Annotated in this window: 12 protein-coding genes and 1 pseudogene; 6 read left to right on the forward strand and 7 right to left on the reverse strand. The window is 64.1% G+C overall.

Annotated features, from left to right (window positions below):
• Positions 1–78: 78 nt before the first annotated feature.
• The 6 genes and pseudogenes from ACWHXP_RS22270 to xylF form a co-directional block, all read right to left on the reverse strand.
• A complete protein-coding gene (locus ACWHXP_RS22270) occupies positions 79–1,005 on the reverse strand; it encodes an L-fucono-1,5-lactonase (RefSeq protein ID WP_039783169.1) in 927 nt (308 codons plus the stop codon).
• Position 1,006: 1 nt separating this feature from the next.
• A pseudogene (locus ACWHXP_RS22275) lies at positions 1,007–2,793 on the reverse strand (IlvD/Edd family dehydratase).
• A 33-nt stretch (positions 2,794–2,826) separates the two neighbouring features.
• Complete coding sequence (gene xylB, locus ACWHXP_RS22280; RefSeq protein ID WP_034330287.1) at positions 2,827–3,618, reverse strand: D-xylose 1-dehydrogenase; 792 nt, start codon at positions 3,616–3,618, stop codon at positions 2,827–2,829.
• Between the two features lie 213 nt (positions 3,619–3,831).
• Positions 3,832–5,022 carry a sugar ABC transporter permease gene (locus ACWHXP_RS22285; protein ID WP_489624079.1) on the reverse strand — a complete coding sequence of 397 codons (1,191 nt, stop codon included), beginning with the start codon at positions 5,020–5,022 and terminating at the stop codon, positions 3,832–3,834.
• A 25-nt stretch (positions 5,023–5,047) separates the two neighbouring features.
• Entirely contained in the window at positions 5,048–6,604 is a 1,557-nt protein-coding gene (gene xylG, locus ACWHXP_RS22290; RefSeq protein WP_489635023.1) for a D-xylose ABC transporter ATP-binding protein, read from the reverse strand.
• A gap of 108 nt (positions 6,605–6,712) precedes the next feature.
• Complete coding sequence (xylF, locus tag ACWHXP_RS22295; RefSeq protein ID WP_034330283.1) at positions 6,713–7,729, reverse strand: D-xylose ABC transporter substrate-binding protein; 1,017 nt, start codon at positions 7,727–7,729, stop codon at positions 6,713–6,715.
• A gap of 324 nt (positions 7,730–8,053) precedes the next feature.
• Between xylF and ACWHXP_RS22300 the strand changes: the two genes are divergently transcribed.
• The 5 genes from ACWHXP_RS22300 (at position 8,054) to ACWHXP_RS22320 (ending at position 14,885) form a co-directional block, all read left to right on the forward strand.
• Positions 8,054–9,319 carry a XylR family transcriptional regulator gene (locus ACWHXP_RS22300; protein ID WP_489635022.1) on the forward strand — a complete coding sequence of 422 codons (1,266 nt, stop codon included), beginning with the start codon at positions 8,054–8,056 and terminating at the stop codon, positions 9,317–9,319.
• Positions 9,316–10,380, forward strand: coding sequence for an aldose epimerase family protein (locus ACWHXP_RS22305; protein WP_329801249.1), 1,065 nt, complete (start codon positions 9,316–9,318; stop codon positions 10,378–10,380). The genes ACWHXP_RS22300 and ACWHXP_RS22305 overlap by 4 nt, the downstream gene beginning before the upstream one ends.
• 264 nt (positions 10,381–10,644) lie before the next feature.
• Positions 10,645–11,259, forward strand: a complete 615-nt coding sequence (locus ACWHXP_RS22310; protein ID WP_134223783.1) for a (2Fe-2S)-binding protein — start codon at positions 10,645–10,647, stop codon at positions 11,257–11,259.
• On the forward strand, positions 11,256–13,508 hold the full coding sequence (locus tag ACWHXP_RS22315; protein WP_489635021.1) for a xanthine dehydrogenase family protein molybdopterin-binding subunit: 2,253 nt from the start codon (positions 11,256–11,258) through the stop codon (positions 13,506–13,508). Before ACWHXP_RS22310 ends, ACWHXP_RS22315 begins: the two co-directional genes overlap by 4 nt.
• A gap of 18 nt (positions 13,509–13,526) precedes the next feature.
• Complete coding sequence (locus ACWHXP_RS22320; RefSeq protein WP_489635020.1) at positions 13,527–14,885, forward strand: c-type cytochrome; 1,359 nt, start codon at positions 13,527–13,529, stop codon at positions 14,883–14,885.
• Between the two features lie 104 nt (positions 14,886–14,989).
• Here the strand turns inward: ACWHXP_RS22320 and ACWHXP_RS22325 are convergent, their stop codons facing one another.
• Entirely contained in the window at positions 14,990–16,003 is a 1,014-nt protein-coding gene (locus ACWHXP_RS22325) for an XdhC family protein (protein WP_489635019.1), read from the reverse strand.
• Between the two features lie 371 nt (positions 16,004–16,374).
• Here ACWHXP_RS22325 and ACWHXP_RS22330 point away from each other — a divergent pair, with 371 nt between their 5' ends.
• The gene (locus tag ACWHXP_RS22330) at positions 16,375–17,424 is read left to right on the forward strand and encodes an NAD(P)-dependent alcohol dehydrogenase (protein WP_489635018.1); all 1,050 of its coding nucleotides are present in this window, start codon (positions 16,375–16,377) and stop codon (positions 17,422–17,424) included.
• Position 17,425: the final 1 nt, after the last annotated feature.

A 17,425-nucleotide genomic window follows, 5' to 3' on the forward strand; every position in this document is an offset into this window, starting at 1 on the left:
TGTCATGACAAAGCGTTCCCTGGCGCAATATCGCACCGTGAAAACCGCTTGGCAATGAAAAGGCAGCCGGGGAAAACCTTATGGCATCAGGCCATAAATCCGGGCCGAGGATTCGCCCCACAGGGCGTCCTGGTCCGCTGGAGAAAGACGGCGCGCGGCCCATTCCCGCACCACCGCCACCACCCTTGCATAGGAGGCGGCCAGCAGGCAGACGGGCCAGTCGGAGCCGAACATGAGGCGCTGCGGACCGAACAGTTCCAGCGCCGTATCGAGACACTGCACGATGTGATCGAAGTCGCGCGTGCAGAGTCCGCGCAGCCAGTCGGCTTCGGTCAAGAGGCCCGAGATCTTGCAGGCCACGTGCGGCATGGCGGCCAGTTCGCGCAACTGCTGGCGCCAGCGCTCATAGGCGGCGCGGCCCTTGCGGAATTCCTTCAGGGCCGGCTTGCCAAGGTGATTCAGGACCACCCAGTGCTGGTCATGCAAGGCGCAGAGCTGGCGCAGCTGCGGCAGGTGGCGTTCATGGGTGAGCACTTCCAGCACGTAGTCGCGCTCCTGCAGCCAGCGCACGCCGTGATTGAACTGCGGTTGTACCAGCGCTTGCGCGGCATCATCCTCGTCCTGCATCGGATGGCGCAGCCCCAGCATCTTGGGGCGGCCCCATTGCTCCATGCGTTCGGCCAGTTGCGGCGAGGCGATGTCATCCCAGGCGATCACGCCGGCGATGCGCGCATCGCGCCGCGCCATCTCCAGCAGGAAACCGGTCTCCTCGTGGCCCGGACGGGCTTGCACCGTGATCGACGCATGCAGGCCCTGGGCGTCCAGCAGGGGCTGGAACTGATAGGGCAGGCGGTCTTGCGCCAGCAGGTCCATGCCGGTACCGATCCACGGATAATCCTCGGAACGGTAGCGCCAGAAGTGCTGGTGCGCGTCGATGCGCATCGGCCCCTTGATCCTTCTCACCGGGGCCGGTGGCATGCGCAATTCACGATGCAGGGTCAGCATGTCAGTGATTGTGCCGTGGCAGGGTCTGCGCCACGCCCTGATACTTCAGGGCCAGCTCCATGCAGGCACCGGTCTCCAGTTGGCCGACCGTGCTGCGATAGATTTCCTGCCAGGGTGTCTGGCTGGGCGGCACCGGCGGAATGCCTTCGCTCTTGCGGCGCGCCAGCTCTTCCTCGCTGATGAGCATATGTTGCACTCGCCGGTGTTGAGATCGATGCGCACACGGTCGCCATCGCGCAGATAGGCCAGGCCGCCACCAACCGCGCTCTCGGGCGAGGCGTTGAGAATGGAGGGACTGTCGGAAGTGCCGGACTGGCGGCCATCGCCCAGCGTGGGCAGGGTCGAGATGCCGCGCTTGATGAGCGCATCGGGCGGCTGCATGTTGACCACCTCGGCCGAACCGGGCCAGCCGACCGGACCGGCGCCGCGAATGGCCAGCAGGGTGTTTTCGTCGATCTGCAGTGCGGGGTCGTTGATGCGGGCGTGGTAGTCGTCCGAGCCGTCGAAGACCACGGCGCGGCATTCGAAGATGTTTTCCTGGCCGGGCGTGCTCAGATAACGCTCGCGGAAGGTCTCCGAAATGACGCTGGTCTTCATGATGGCGAAGTCGAACAGGTTGCCCTTCAATACCAGGAAACCGGCGCGTTCGCGCAGCGGGGCGGAAAATGCGTAAATCATTTCCCGGTCGTTCGATGCCCGGCCCTGCAGATTCTCGGCCATGGTCTTGCCGGTGGCGGTGATGCGCTCGGCGCGCAGCTTGCCGGCCTGCTGCAGTTCCCACATGATGGCCGGCACGCCGCCGGCGCGGTGGAATCGTTCACCCAGGTACTTGCCGGCGGGCTGCATGTTCAGCAGCAGCGGCACGTCGTAACCATACTTCATCCAGTCTTCCGAATGCAGCTCCACGCCCGCATGGCGCGCCATGGCCATGATGTGCGGCTGGGCATTGGTGGAGCCGCCGATGGCGGCATTGACCACGATGGCATCGAGGAAGGCCTCGCGCGTCAGGATCGCTGAGGGACGCAGATCTTCATAGGCCATGCCGACGATGCGGCGGCCGGTTTCATAGGCCATCTGGCCGCGTTCGCGATAGGGGGCGGGGATGGCCGAGCAGCCGGTGAGCGACATGCCCAGCGCCTCGGCCATGGCGTTCATGGTGGAGGCGGTGCCCATGGTGTTGCAGTGGCCGGAGGAGGGGGCCGATGCGGCGGCGATCTCCAGGAATTTCTCGTTGTCGATGGCACCTGCCGAGAGCAGCTTGCGGCCCTTCCAGATGGCCGATCCGGAGCCCACCAGTTCACCATCCATCCAGCCGTCCAGCATGGGGCCGCCGGAAAGCACGATGGCCGGGATATCGACGGTGGCCGCCGCCATGATCTGCGAGGGCGTGGTCTTGTCGCAGCCGGTGGTGAGCACCACGGCATCGATGGGGTAGCCATGCAGGATTTCCACCAGGCCCAGGTAGGCCAGGTTGCGGTCGATGGCGGCGGTCGGACGGCGGCAGTTCTCGAAGATCGGATGCAGCGGGAATTCCATGGGAATGCCGCTCGCATCGCGGATGCCATCGCGCACCCGCTTGGCCAACTCCAGGTGGATGCGGTTGCAGGGGCTGATGTCGCTGCCGCTCTGGGCGATGCCGATGATGGGACGGCCCGAGCGCAATTCTTCGGCGGTGATGCCGTAGTTCATGAAGCGCTCCAGGTAGAGCGCAGTCATGTCGATGTGATCGGGATTGTCGAACCAATCCTGGGAGCGGAAGCGACGGTGTGTGGCGTGTGGCTTGTTCATGGATTCCTCTGGGCCGAAAGGCGTGTGGATAAGTTACGCGCCCAGCCAGCCGGCATCGACGTAGTACTCGCGGCCGGTGCACTTGGCACCGCTGTCGGAGGACAGGAACAGCGCGAGCGCCGCGACATCATGCGGATCGACACGGACCGGCAGGCATTGCGCAGCCAGGATTTTCGCCTCTTCTTCAGGGGTGTGCCAGAGCAGCGTCTGGCGCGGGGTGCGGATGGCCCCCGGGATGATGGCATTGACGCGCACGCCATCGCGGCCGAAGTCGCGCGCCATGCCGTGGGTCATGCCTTCGATGCCGGCCTTGGCGGTCATGTACAGCGTCAGATCGGGCAGGCCCAGGTGCCAGGAGATGGAACCGAAATTGAGGATCACCCCGCCCTTGCGTTCCCGCATGCCCGGCAGCACCGCCTGGGCGCAGAAGAACTGGTGGCGCAGGTTCACGGCCAGGCGTTCATCCCAGTAGGCTGGGGTGACGTCTTCGCTCTTGTGGCGGTCATCATTGGCGGCGTTGTTGATGAGGATGTCGACGCCGCCCATGACGGTCTCGATCTCGGTGAAGGTGGCGCGCAGGGCTTCCAGGTTCATCAGGTTGCAGGGGAAGAAGCGCGGTGCCACGGCGGCATCCTTGAGCGAGGCCACCAGTGCCTCCGACGGTTCGGTGGCGATATCGAGGAAGCACACCTGCGCCCCTTGCCCGACGAAGGCTTCCACCAGCGCCGCACCGATGCCGCTGCCGCCGCCGGTGATGACGACCCGCTTGCCGGCGAGGCTGCGATAGAGGGCGTGTTCGAAGACGGTGGGGGTAGCTGCGGTCATGCTTGATGCTCCAGAGGATAGGATGGGCTGCAGATGCGACCCGGAAAATTGATCAGTTCATTCAGAGATGAAAAAGAATTGCTTCCTCATCTCATTCCGTTCGGACTGAGTAGGCCCTTGGGCCGTATCGAAGGCGCTACTGCTGGTGCGCCTTCGATACGCGGCTATGCCGCTACTCAGTCCGAACGGTCTCAGTTCATCGCGTCATTTTGATCAGCGACCCGAACGGGTACTCACATCGACCCACACCGCCAGCACCAGGATGCTGCCCTTGACGATCATCTGCCAGTAGGTGCCCACATCCAGCATGGACATGCCGTTGTCGAGGCTGGCCATCACCAGTGCACCGATGAGCGCGCCATAGATGGTGCCCGAGCCGCCGCGCATGGAAGTGCCGCCGATGAAGCAGGCCGCGATCGCATCGAGTTCGCCCATGTTGCCCGCCGACGGCGAGCCTGCAGCCAGGCGGGCGGTGTTGACCAGACCGGCCAGTGCGCACATCAGGCCCATGATGCCGAACACCCACAGCTTGACGGCCTGCACGTTCACGCCCGACAGGCGGGTGGCTTCCATGTTGCTGCCCACCGAATAGATGCGGCGGCCGAACACGGTCTGCGTGCTCACGTAGCTGAACAGGCCCAGCAGCCCCAGCAACAGCAGCACCGGCACGGGGATGCCGTCATAGCTGTTGAGCGTGCGCACGAAGGCCAGCAGTACCGCACCGATCACCAGCACCTTCAAGCCATCGCGCCAGAGGGCCGCCAGCGGCAGGCCGTGACGGCTGCGGTTGACACGGCTCATCCACGTGAGCGCCACCGCCAGCACGAACAAGGCGATGCCCAGCGCCACGCCGATCTGCGGCGGCAGGTAGCCCTGGCCGAGATAGACCATGTTGTCCGACACCGGCGCAATGGTGAGGCCGCCGGTAATGCCCAGCAGGATGCCGCGGAAGGCCAGCATGCCGCCCAGGCCGACGATGAAGGAGGGAATGCCCAGGTAGGCGGTGAGGTAGCCGTTCAAGAGGCCCAGCCCCAGGCCGAAGCCCAGCGCCAGGACCAGGTTCAGTGCCAGCGGCAGGTGATGGCTCACGTCCAGCAGCGCGGCGATGCCGCCCAGCAGGCCCAGCAGCGACCCCACCGAGAGATCGATTTCGCCGGCGATGATGACCAGCACCATGCCGCAGGCGAGGATGCCGGTCACCGACATCTGGCGCAGCAGGTTCGACAGGTTGCGGGGCGTGAGGAAGCCGCCATCGGTCATGAAGCTGAAGAAGCCCCAGATGATGGCGATGGCGATCAAGAGCGCAATGATCTTGTAGCGGCGAAACACCAGCTTCAGGTTGGCCATGCCGCCCGCTCCACCGACCGCACCGCCGGTGGCGCTGCCCAGATTGCTTGTAGTCATACCGAATTCACCTTGTGATGTTTTGTCAGACCGCCACCGCGCGTGGGGACGCTTGCGGGACGGACTGGTTGATGGCTGCGGCCAGCACGGTTTCCTGGCTCAGGTTGTCGTTGACGAAGTCGCCGCGCAGTTTGCCTTCGCCGATGACCAGCACGCGATCCGACACGCCCAGCACTTCGGCCAGCTCCGAGGAGACCATGATGATGGCCAGGCCCAGCTTGGCCAGCTCCGAAATGAGCCGGTAGATCTCGGCCTTGGCGCCCACGTCCACGCCGCGCGTGGGTTCGTCCAAAATTAATACTTTGGGCTGGGCCAGCAGCATCTTGGAGAGCACCGCCTTCTGCTGGTTGCCACCCGAGAGTCCGGTGATGGGCAGGAAGGGCGAGGCGGTCTTGACGCGCAGGCGGCTGATCTCGCCCTGGATGGTCTTCAGTTCGGCGCTGCTGTCGATGCGGGTGCCGCGCGAGAAGCGGTTGAGCACGGTCAGCGTGATGTTCTGGCCGACGTCGAGATCGGGCACGATGCCATGGTGCTTGCGGTCTTCCGGCACCATGCACAGGCCCTGGCGGATGGACTTCAGGGGCGAGCCGGTATCGGCCAGCTTGCCTTCGAGCAGCACCTGCCCCTCGTAACGTCCGCGATAGGCGCCGAAGATGGCCGAGACCAGTTCGGTGCGTCCTGCACCTACCAGTCCGGCAATGCCCAGGATCTCGCCCCGGCGCACCGAAAAGGAGACGTCATCGACGCGCTTGCGGCGCGGATTGTCGATGTCGTAGCAGGTGATGTGGCGGGCTTCGAGCACCACTTCGCCGATGGCGTGGTTGCGCTCCGGGTACATGGCGGTGATTTCGCGGCCGACCATCTGGGTGATGATCTTGTCCACATCCATGTCCTGCATGGGCGTGGTGGCGATGTGCTTGCCATCGCGGATCACCGAGATGGTGTCGCAGATCTCGGCCACTTCGTCGAGCTTGTGCGAGATGTAGACGCAGGCCACGCCGCGCGCTTTCAAGTCCTTGATGATCTTCAGCAGCACCGCGATTTCCGAGGCGGTCAGCGACGACGAGGGTTCGTCCAGGATCAAGAGGCGGGCATCCTTGTTGAGCGCCTTGGCGATTTCCACCAGCTGCTGGTGGCCGCCGCCATATTGCGAGACCGGCAGGGCCACGTTGATGTCGGGCATGTTCAGCTCGCGCATCAGTTCTTCGGCGCGGCGATACATGGCGGGGTAGTTCATGCGGCCACCGGGCAGGGTGATCTCGTGGCCCATGAAGATGTTCTCGGCCACTGACAGCTCGGGCACCAGCATCAGTTCCTGGTGGATGATGACGATGCCGGCGGCTTCGGTGTCGCGCACCGAATGGGCCTGCAGCGGCTTGCCGTCCCACAGGATTTCGCCATCCCAGGTGCCATGGGGATAGACGCCGGAGAGAATCTTCATCAGCGTCGATTTGCCCGCGCCGTTTTCACCGCACAGGCCCACGCATTCGCCGGGGCGGATCTTGATGTCGATGCCGTCCAGGGCACGCACACCGCCAAAGCTCTTGACGATGCCTTTCATTTCTAACAGATACTCGGACATGCCTGTTCTTTCCAAGAAGCCTCTGGAGCCTGCGCCCGGCGGTCTTGCCGGGGGCGCAGAGAGCGACGCCGGCTACCGTTGCGGCAGCCGGCGTTCGTCACTCAGGAATCAACGGCCGTCGATCTGGGCCTGGGTGTAGAAGCCGTCATCGACCAGGACCTTGACGTTTTCCTTGGTCAGCAGGATGGGCTTCAGCAGCAGGCTGTCGACCTTCTTGAAGCCGTTGTCATACTGGGCGTTGTAGGTCGGCTTCTCGTTGCGGGCCAGTTGCACGGACAGGTTGGCCGCTTCGGTGGCGATCTGCTTCAAGGGCTTGTAGACGGTCATGGTCTGGGTACCGGCTACCACGCGCTTGACGGCGGCCAGGTCGGCATCCTGGCCCGAGACCGGCACCTTGCCGGCCAGCTTCTGCGCTGCCAGGGCCTGGATCGCGCCACCGGCGGTGCCGTCGTTGGAGGCCACGATGGCATCGATCTTGTTGTTGTTGGCCGTCAGCGCATTCTCGACGATGGACAGGGCTTCGGTCGGGTTCCATTCCTTGACCCATTGCTGGCCGACGATCTTGATGTCGCCCTTGTCGATGTAGGGCTTCAGGGCCTTCATCTGGCCTTCGCGGAACATCTTGGCGTTGTTGTCGGTGGGCGAGCCGCCCAGCAGGAAGAAGTTGCCCTTGTTCTTGACCTTCAGGATGCCCTCGGCCTGCATTTCACCGACCTTCTCGTTGTCGAAGGAGATGTAGGCATCGACGTCGGCATTCAGGATCAGGCGGTCATAGGACAGAACCTTGATGCCGGCCTTCTTGGCTTCCTTGATGGTGTTGGTCAGGACCGTGGCGTTGAAGGGGACGATCACGATCACGTCCACGCCGCGCGAGATCAGGTTCTCGATCTGGGAGATCTGGCGTTGCTCGCTGGCATCGGCCGATTGCACATAGACCTTGGCGCCCAGTTTTTCAGCGGCGGCGGTGAAGAAGTCGCGGTCGCGCGCCCAGCGCTCCACACGCAGGTCATCGATGGAAAAACCGATCTTGGGATTCTTGGCGTCGGCCATGGCGCTGCCGGCCACCATGGACAGGGTGGTCACGGTCATCAGCGCCAATACGGTCTTCTTCAGCATTGCCTTCATAGTCCAGTCTCCGATTTGAATTGAATTTGAATTGATTATGATTTTTGAAGCGGCGTGACCGGGTGGAACCGGTGGCCCGTTTTGGGGCAATCGCTTCCAATGGCGCGTGGGGCCGAGCTTGTCAGGAATGGTCTACGCCGCATGATGGTGCGAGGGGGATACTAGCCCCGGGCCAATCCCCTCTACAATTACGAAATTCACCAAACGGCTTAGTGATTCTTTTTGTTGCAGGAGCACATATCCGTCATTTCGACGATGGCTCGCTACAATTCGACGAATAAAAGAACGGCGCGCCTGACGACGCCGGCAACCAGGAGACACAGCGTGGCAAAAACCCCCACGGTGCACCGGATTGCGTTGCTCTTCAATGGCAACAAGATCTTCGATCGGGAAATCATTTCCGGCATCGGCGAATACATCAGCAGCACCCGTGCCTCCTGGGACTTGTACCTGGAGGAGGATTTCCGCTGCCGCCCGCAGGGTATCGAGCGCTGGGCCGGGCATGGCATCATTGCCGACTTCGACGATCCGGTGACGACCGCCGCGCTGGAAGGCGTGCAGCTGCCGGTGGTGGCCATCGGCGGCTCCTATGCCGACCCCTCGCAATATCCGGCCAACCGGCCCTATGTGGCCACCGACAACTACAAGATGGTCAAGCTGGCCTACGACCACCTGATCGAAGCCGGCCTGCAGCATTTCGCCCTGTTCAGCCTGCCCGAGTCGCCCTGCAACCGCTGGGCGCAGGAGCGCGAGCGCATCTTCACCGACCTCACCGGTGCTGATGGCATCACCGGCCACATCTATCGCGGCGTGGGCACCAGTGCGCAATCCTGGGACGCCGCCGTGGAGCAGCAGATCGCCTGGGTGCGCAGCCTGCCCAAGCCGGTGGGCATCATCGCCGTCACCGACGCGCGGGCGCGGCAGTTGCTGCAGGCCTGCCTGTTCGCCGGCATCGCGGTGCCGGAGCAGGTGGCGCTGATCGGCATCGACAATGATCCGCTGGCCCGCGTGTTGACGCGCATCCCCTTGAGTTCGGTGATCCAGGGCAGCGTGGAGATGGGCCGCACCGCTGCGCACCTGCTGCACCAGATGCTGCACGGGGCGCGCTTTCCGGACACGCGCATCATGGTGCCGCCGGTGGGCATCAACGTGCTGGCCTCCAGCCGCCACGAGGTGCGCAATCATCCGCATGTGATGCAGGCGCTGCACTTCATCCGCCAGTACGCCTGCCAGGGCATCAAGACTGACCAGGTGGCCGATTACGTGGGCATTTCACGCTCGTCGCTGGAATGGTATTTCCGCCGCGAGCTCGGCCGCAGCGTCCATGACGAAATCCTGCGCTTCAAGCTGGAAGCCGCCAAGCGCATGCTGGAGCAGGCCGGCAGCCATGCGGCCGAGATCGCCGTCAGCTGCGGCTTCACCACCGTGCAATACCTGCACGCCGTCTTCAAACGCGAACTGGGCTGCACGCCCAGGGAGTACCAGGAACAATTCGCCGCCGGACTGGAGCGCTCGGCTGCACCGTCCGCCCCTGCCGTCCGGACCAAGAAGAAAACCACGGGGCCCTCCCTTCTTACCACCACAAAATGACGCACTTCACCCTCTCCCACACCACTTCTGCGGACGGCATCCGTCTCTACACCTTGCGCAACCACACCGGCATGCGCGTGACCATCAGCGACCTGGGGGCCACCATGGTCAACTGGTGGGCACCTGATCGCTATGGCCGCGAGGCCGATGTCCTGCTGGGCTTTGAGCGGGTCGAGCAATATACGAACAACCCGGCGTATTTCGGCGCCATCGTCGGGCGCTGGGGCAACCGCATCGCGGGCGGCCGTTTCGAACTCGACGGCGTGGCGCACCAGGTCGATTGCAATGAAGGCCAGAACCACCTGCACGGCGGCCGCGAAGGTTTCCATGCGCAGCGCTGGCAGGTGCAGCCCGATCCGGAAGGCCTGCGCCTGATGCTGGTCTCGCCGGCCGGGCAGGCGGGTTTTCCGGGCACGGTGATGGCGTCGGTGCTGTACCGCCTGGATGACGAGGGCCAGTTGCGTATCGATTACACCGCCACCAGCGATGCGGCCACGCCCATCAACCTGACCTCGCATGCGTATTTCAACCTCAATGGCGGCACCTCCGACATCCGCGACCACATCATCGCCATCGAGGCCGATGGCTACCTGCAGGTCGATGCCAAGCTGATTCCTGAGGGCCGCGCCGATGTGGCCGGCAGTGCGTTTGATTTCCGCCAGCCGGCCCCCATCGGTCCGCGCCTGGACTGGCCGGATCCGCAACTGAAGCTGGCCGGTGGCTTCGACCATTGCTATTGCCTGCGCAGCGAACACGAACCGCAGCCGGGCCAGAGCCGCGTGGCGCAGACCCTGCGCGAAGTGGCCAGCGTCTACGAGCCGGGGTCGGGGCGTGAATTGCGCGTCTCCACCACAGAGACCGGGCTGCAGTTCTACAGCGGCAATTTCCTCTCCGGCGTACAGGGTCGGGGCGAGCAGCCGTATGCCATCCATGATGGCTTCTGCCTGGAGGCGCAGTCCTATCCGGACCAGGTCAACACGCCGCTGCGCGAAGCGGTGATCCTGCGGCCGGGGCAGGTGTATCGGCAGACCACGGTGTATCGCCTGGGGGTGCGGGACTGACCAGGAGGGAGGCGTGAATACCCCCGGAAATTTCGCCGCCCTTCCTCTGACTTGCTCCCCTCCCTAAGGTAAATTCCTTCATCTCCAGACGAGAATTCATTAGCTCGTCTAATATCCCCATTAAGCCCGGCTCAGCTAATCAGTCCCCGCATGATGCGCCATCATGCGGGGATCCTGTTTAGTGTCGCCTTGCTGCGTCCTTCACTTCCCCTCCAGAGCGCCCGTCCGCGCTGGCTTGCGTTCTCAACCCCGATGGCAGGAACCATGGAACTCCAGATCAACGACAAGACTTACCAGATCACCTCCGATGCCGAGACCCCCCTGCTGTGGGTGATCCGAGATGAACTCGGCATGACCGGCACCAAATACGGCTGCGGCCTGGCCCAGTGCGGGGCCTGTTCCGTGATGGTCGATGGCGAGGTGCTGCGCTCCTGCGTCATGCCCGTCGGCGCCATGGCCGGACGCAAGGTCACCACCATCGAGGCGGTCACCGCCGATCCGGTCGGCCAGAAAGTGGTCGATGCCTGGGTCCGGCACCAGGTACCGCAATGCGGCTATTGCCAGTCCGGCCAGGTGATGGCTGCGACCGCCTTGCTGAAACAGGTGGCCCAGCCCAGCGACGAACAGATCGTCGGCGCCATGGTCAACCTCTGCCGTTGCGGCACCTACAACGCCATCAAGGCCGCCATGCATGAGCTCTCCGGCGGCACGGGCGCACCTGCCGCCGCTGCTGCGGCCACCACGCCCGCTGCACCGGCCGGCGCCGATGGCGTCAACAAGGCCGCTGTGGCCGCTGCCGCCGTGGTCGGCGTGGGGGCCGTCGCCGCCATCCAGTGGAGCAAGACCCAGAAGGCCAAGGCCGGCAAGGAGCAAGCATGAACCAGCCGCATGATCTTCCCCTGAACGAATTGCTGCCGGATGGTGCGCCGGTCAACGTCTCGCGCCGCCGCTTCCTGCTGGCCTCGGCCGGCACCGCCGCCGGTTCGCTGGTGGTCGGCTTCACCTTGCCGGCCGGCAATGCCCGCGCCCAGGCCAATGCTGCGCCGGCAGCACCGGGCACGCGCGTGCCGGCCTTCCTGGAAATCCGTCCCGACAACAGCATCCACCTGCAAAGTCCCTTCGTCGAAGGCGGGCAGGGCATCTTCACGGCCATGGCGCAGATCGTCGGCGAAGAACTCGATGCCGACCCCGCACGTTTCGTGGTCCACAACGCGCCCGCCAATGACCAGTACAAGGTGATGGACATCGGCATCCGCATCACCGGCGGCAGCATGTCGGTGCGTACCAGCTATCCGACCATGCGGCGTGTGGGCGCACTGGCGCGCCACCTGCTGCTGCAGGCGGCCGCCAATCAATGGCAGGTGCCGCTGGAAAGCCTCACCACCGAGCCCGGCCGTGTCATGCATGCGGCCAGTGGCCGGTCGATCAGTTATGGCGAACTCGCACCCAAGGCGCTGGACCTGCCCAATCCGCCGCTGGAGACCATCAAGCTCAAGGACGACAAACAATTCCGCTGGATCGGCAAGCCGCTGGCGCGGCTGGACGTGCTGGACAAGTCCACGGGCCGCGCGCAATACGGTATCGACACGCAAGTCGAGAACATGCTGCAGGCCGCCGTGCAACACGCACCGCGCCTGGGCCTGGACGTCGGCAGCATCCGCAATGAAGCCGAGGTACGCAAGATGACCGGCGTGCATTCGGTGCATCGCCTGCCGGGCGCTGTCGCCGTGGTGGCCGAGCGCTGGTGGAATGCCAAGCGTGCGGTGGAAGCGCTGCAGGTGGACTGGAGCGATCCCGGCCCGGCACCGGATCGCCGCTATGTGCCGGCCGACTTTTCCACCGAAGGGTTTGCCGAGCAGTTGGCCAAGTCCACAGCGGCCGTCGATGAAGCCGAGACCGAAGGCGATGTGACCAAGGCCCTGGCCGGTGCCAAGACCGTGGTGCAAGCCAGCTACCGCAGCCAGTATCTCAATCATGCCCAGCTGGAACCGCCTTCGGCCACGGCCCGCTTCAACGCCGATGGCACGCTGGAGATGTGGCTCCCCAACCAGGCACCGGAAATGTTCCAGGCCGCCATCGCCAAGCAGACCGGATTGCCCCCGGAAAAGATCACCATCCATTCGCCCTTGCTGGGCGGCTTCTTCGGCCGGCACTTCCTGTACGAGACGGCCATGCCCTTCCCGCAGGCGATCCAGCTGGCCAAGGCCGTGGGCCGCCCGGTCAAGGTGATCTGGAGCCGCGAGGAAGAATTCGCCCGCGATACCATGCGTCCGATGGCGGTGGTGCAATTCCGTGCCGGCCTTGATGACAAGGGTTTCCCCATCGCCATCGAAGCCATCAGCGCCACCGAAGGGCCGACCGAATCGATTGCCAACAAGCGCAACAAGATCGACCCCACTGCGCTGGAAGGGCTGGCCGGCAAGTCCTATCAGTTTGCCCACAAGCGCATCGGCCAGCGTTTCGTGAAGAATCCGCCCATCGTCGGCTACTGGCGCTCGGTCGGCAATTCGATGAATGACTTTTTCTACGAAGCCTTCCTGGATGAGATCGCCGACAAGGGCGGCCAGGATCCGCTCGATGTGCGCCTGCGCCTGCTGCAGGGAAATGATCGCCTGACCACGCTGCTCAAGGCGGCCGTGGATCTCTCCGGTGGATGGAAGCGCGGTCCTTTCACCGCCCCCGACGGCACGCGCCGTGCGCGCGGTGTGGCCATGGCCAAAGCCTTCGGTACCGAGACCGCAGCCATTGCCGAAGTCTCCATCGAGAACGGCCAGGTGCGCGTGCATGACATCTGGGAAGCCATCGATCCGGGCCGCATCGTCAACCCGGCCATTGTCGAGGCCCAGGTCAACGGAGCCGTGACGCTGGGTTTGTCGCAGGTGCTGCTGGAGGAAGTGGTCTACAAGGAAGGCGCACGGGTGGCCCGCAATTACGATCTCTATCCCATCCTGCCGCCGCAGCGCATGGCGCGCGTGCACGTCAAGATCATCGAGAGCGGTGCCAAGATGGGCGGCATCGGCGAACCGCCCCTGCCGGCCGTGCCGCCGGCGGTGGCCAATGCGGTCTCGCACCTGACCGGCCAGCGCATTCGCAGCATGCCGCTGTCGCATTACACCTTCAAGGCCTGATGGCAGACTGACGCATCCATGACTGATCATAAAAACGGCAAGCTGCGCGTCTTCCTGCTGATCCTCGCCGCGCTGCTGATCGCCGCAGCCTGGGTCGCCCTGCGCACTCCGGCCTCGCCCTTCGACAGCGCAGCTGCGCCGCCGCCTCCCTCCGCCGCGCTGATCCAGCGCGGCGAGTATGTAGCGCGCCAGGCCGATTGCGTGGCCTGCCACAGCACCCCCAAGAGCAAGCCCTTCGCCGGTGGCCTGGAGATGGCCACTCCGCTCGGTGCCATCTACGCCACCAACATCACGCCCGACCGCGGCAGCGGCATCGGTGACTACAGCCTGGCCGAATTCGACCGCGCCCTGCGTCACGGTGTGGCACGCGATGGGCACCGGCTCTATCCGGCCATGCCCTATCCGTCCTACGCCAAGATGTCGGATGAGGATGTGAGCGCGCTCTATGCCTACTTCATGCATGGCGTGAAACCGGTGGTGCAGGCCAACCAGGAGAGCGACATCCCGTGGCCGCTCAACATGCGCTGGCCGCTGGCGTTCTGGAATCTGGCCTTCACCAGCCCGCATCCCTACCAGCCCGATCCGAAACAGGATGCCCTCTGGAATCGCGGTGCCTACCTGGTGCAGGGCGCGGGCCACTGCGGCAGCTGCCACACGCCACGCGGCGTGGCGATGAACGAGAAGGGTCTCGACGGCGGCCATCCGCTGTACCTGTCCGGCGCGCTGCTCGATGGCTGGTATGCCCCCAGCCTGCGTGGCGACGTCAACACCGGCATCGGACGCTGGAGTGAAGCCGAGGTCGTGCAATTCCTCAAGACCGGCCGCAACCAGCACGCGGTGGTGTTCGGTTCCATGGCCGATGCCTTCAACAACTCAACGCAATTCCTGAGCGACCAGGACCTGCAGGCCATCGCCCGTTACCTGAAGTCGCTGCCGGGCGATCCCAAGCGCGATGGGGAACCGTGGAAATACGATAACGGCACCACCACCGCCCTGGCCGCACAACGCCTGGACAGCCCCGCTGCACGCACCTACATGGCCAAGTGCGCGGCCTGCCATGCGGTCGATGGACGCGGGCGTGCGCCGTGGATTCCACCGCTGGCCGGTGCCGTCTCTTCGCTGGCCAAGGAGGATGCCTCGGCCATCAACGTGACCTTGAATGGCTCGGTGCGCGTGGTGGCTGATGGCGTACCGGATTCGTATCGCATGCCGCCCTTCCGCAGCCAGTTGAGCGATGCCGAGATTGCCGACGTGCTCAGCTTCATTCGCAGCAGTTGGGGCGATCATGGCGGTGCGGTCAAGGTGGACGACGTCAAGACTCTACGTGAGCGCACCGATCCGGCCAGCAGCAATCCCATCGTCTTGCAGATGCGCTGAATCGTTTTTTCATGAAGTCCCGTTCGGACCGCTGACCTTTGCAGGCAGCGGTCCTTTTTTCATGACGGGAGGAAAGAGGAAAAGCTGGCGCGGAGGATGAAAACTTAGAACGCAGTACCGGCCGTCTTCATCGCCGCCACCGAATGCACCGGCGTCAAGGCCACGCCATTCTTGACGGCCAGCACCTCGGCCATCACGCTCACCGCGATCTCGGAAGGCGTCTTGCTGCCGATATAGAGCCCGATCGGCCCGCGCAGGCGCGCCAGGCTTTCTTCGGTCTGCTCGAAGTGGGTGATCAAGCGGTCCTTGCGCGCGGCACTATTGCGGCGCGAACCGATGGCACCGACATAGAAGGCGGGACTGGCCACCGCTTCCAGCAGTGCCAGGTCATCCAGCTTGGGATCGTGGGTGAGGGCGATGACGCAGCTGCGCTGATCGGGACGGAAATCCAGCACCGCATCATCGGGCATGTCGGTGACGATGCGCACGCCCTCCACCGACCAGCTGCCCAGGTATTCCGAACGCGGATCGCAGATGGTCACCGCAAAGCCGTTGAAGAGCGCCATCGTCGCCAGGTATTCGGCCAGCATGCCGGCACCGATCAACAGCATCCGGTAATCCGGCCCCATGGTATGGCGCAGCGTATTGCCATCGAACAGCAGTTCGGCCGGTGACTCGCTGACCTCGATGCGGCTGCTGCCATCGTGGCAATCGATGCGGCGACAGACCAGCTGGCCACGTTCCAGCGTACTCACCAGTTCGTCCAGCATGCCCGCCGGGGGATCGAATTCGAGCAGCAGCGCCAGCGTACCGCCGCAGGGCAGGCCGAAGCGATGCGCTTCATCGGCATCGATGCCGTAGCGCACCTGTTGCGGTGATCCTGCCTGGCCCCATGTGGCGGGGCGCTGGCGCAGGTACTGGAACAGCAGGTCGTCCTCGATGCAGCCGCCGGAGACAGAACCGATGAGCCGGCCATCGTCGCGGATGGCCAGTTGCGAGCCGACCGGACGCGGCGATGAGCCCCAGGTCGAGACCACGGTGGCCAGCAGCGCGCTGCGCCCATTGCGCCGCCATTCGCGCAGGGCGCGCAAGACCTTGAGGTCGGAAGTATCGTTCATTGCGGCATCAGTTTACGTTCGATCGGAGGTCCAGTCTGCCATGACATCGGCACAGGAACTAATTAGCCGGGCTTATAGACCAATTAAGCCCGGTCCGGCTAATCCCGGTACCAATGATGAGGCAGAATCTGCAAGCTCGCACGCAGTGTGTGCGAGCGCCGTGTTGCCGGGGCACACGGAAGCGGATGTCGCGGGAATGACGCGCTTGTCTTCGCGATGGTCTCGGAATTTTAGGCAAGAATCATCGCGAAATAGGTCTGTCTTCGCGCATTGTCGGACGCCACAATCATCCATTTTCAAGACAGGTTGCCCACCCCTGACCTGTTCTTTCTCAACGCCAGCTTATTGGCTCGTTTACTGAGGAGATCCCCATGCCAGTCCACGCTTATGGCGCACACGCCGCCGACAAGCCACTCGAACATCTGGAAATCACCCGCCGCGCCACCGGACCGCACGATGTGCAGATCGACATCGCCTATTGCGGCATCTGCCACTCCGACCTGCACCAGGTCCGTTCCGAATGGGCCGGCACCCAATACCCCTGTGTCCCCGGTCACGAGATCGTGGGCCGTGTCGCCGCCGTCGGCAACCACGTCAGCAAATTCAAGGTCGGTGACCTGGTCGGCGTGGGCTGTATCGTCGACAGCTGCCAGACTTGCCCTGATTGCGAAGAAGGCCTGGAAAACTATTGCGACAACATGGTCGGCACCTACAACGGCAAGACCGATGACGCGCCCGGCTGGACCATGGGTGGCTACTCGCAGCAGATCGTGGTGCACGAGCGCTACGTGCTGACGGTCCGCCATCCGGAAGCCGACCTGGCCGCCGTGGCCCCGCTGCTGTGCGCCGGCATCACCACCTATTCGCCGCTGCGCCACTGGGGTGCCGGTCCCGGCAAGAAGGTCGGTGTGGTCGGCATCGGCGGCCTCGGCCACATGGGCATCAAGATTGCGCACGCCATGGGTGCGCACGTGGTGGCCTTCACCACCTCGGATTCCAAGCGTGCCGATGCCAAGGCCCTGGGTGCCGATGAAGTGGTGGTCTCGCGCAATGCCGAAGAGATGGCCGCGCATGCCAAGAGCTTCGACTTCATCCTCAACACCGTGGCGGCACCGCACGACCTCGATGCCTTCCTCTCGCTGCTGAAGCGTGAAGGCACCATGACCCTGGTCGGCGCACCAGCCATGCCGCATCCGTCGCCGAATGTCTTCAGCCTCATCATGAAGCGCCGTTCGCTGGCGGGTTCGTTGATCGGCGGCATCCCCGAAACCCAGGAGATGCTGGACTTCTGCGCCAAGCACAACATCGTGGCCGATATCGAGCTGATCCGCGCCGAAGAAATCAACACCGCCTATGAGCGTATGCTCAAGGGCGACATCAAGTATCGCTTCGTGATCGACAACGCCAGCATGGCGGCCTGAG

The sequence above is a fragment of the Herbaspirillum sp. Her2 genome (genome assembly GCF_057961375.1).

Bases quoted from the DNA above. Each gene is read 5' to 3' on its own strand.
- ACWHXP_RS22330 (WP_489635018.1), top strand. From the start codon at position 16,375: ATGCCAGTCCACGCTTATGGCGCACACGCCGCCGACAAGCCACTCGAA.
- ACWHXP_RS22320 (WP_489635020.1), top strand. From the start codon at position 13,527: ATGACTGATCATAAAAACGGCAAGCTGCGCGTCTTCCTGCTGATCCTC.
- xylG (WP_489635023.1), bottom strand. From the start codon at position 6,604: ATGTCCGAGTATCTGTTAGAAATGAAAGGCATCGTCAAGAGCTTTGGC.
- xylB (WP_034330287.1), bottom strand. From the start codon at position 3,618: ATGACCGCAGCTACCCCCACCGTCTTCGAACACGCCCTCTATCGCAGC.
- ACWHXP_RS22270 (WP_039783169.1), bottom strand. From the start codon at position 1,005: ATGCTGACCCTGCATCGTGAATTGCGCATGCCACCGGCCCCGGTGAGA.
- ACWHXP_RS22315 (WP_489635021.1), top strand. From the start codon at position 11,256: ATGAACCAGCCGCATGATCTTCCCCTGAACGAATTGCTGCCGGATGGT.
- ACWHXP_RS22285 (WP_489624079.1), bottom strand. From the start codon at position 5,022: ATGACTACAAGCAATCTGGGCAGCGCCACCGGCGGTGCGGTCGGTGGA.
- ACWHXP_RS22325 (WP_489635019.1), bottom strand. From the start codon at position 16,003: ATGAACGATACTTCCGACCTCAAGGTCTTGCGCGCCCTGCGCGAATGG.
- ACWHXP_RS22305 (WP_329801249.1), top strand. From the start codon at position 9,316: ATGACGCACTTCACCCTCTCCCACACCACTTCTGCGGACGGCATCCGT.
- xylF (WP_034330283.1), bottom strand. From the start codon at position 7,729: ATGAAGGCAATGCTGAAGAAGACCGTATTGGCGCTGATGACCGTGACC.
- ACWHXP_RS22310 (WP_134223783.1), top strand. From the start codon at position 10,645: ATGGAACTCCAGATCAACGACAAGACTTACCAGATCACCTCCGATGCC.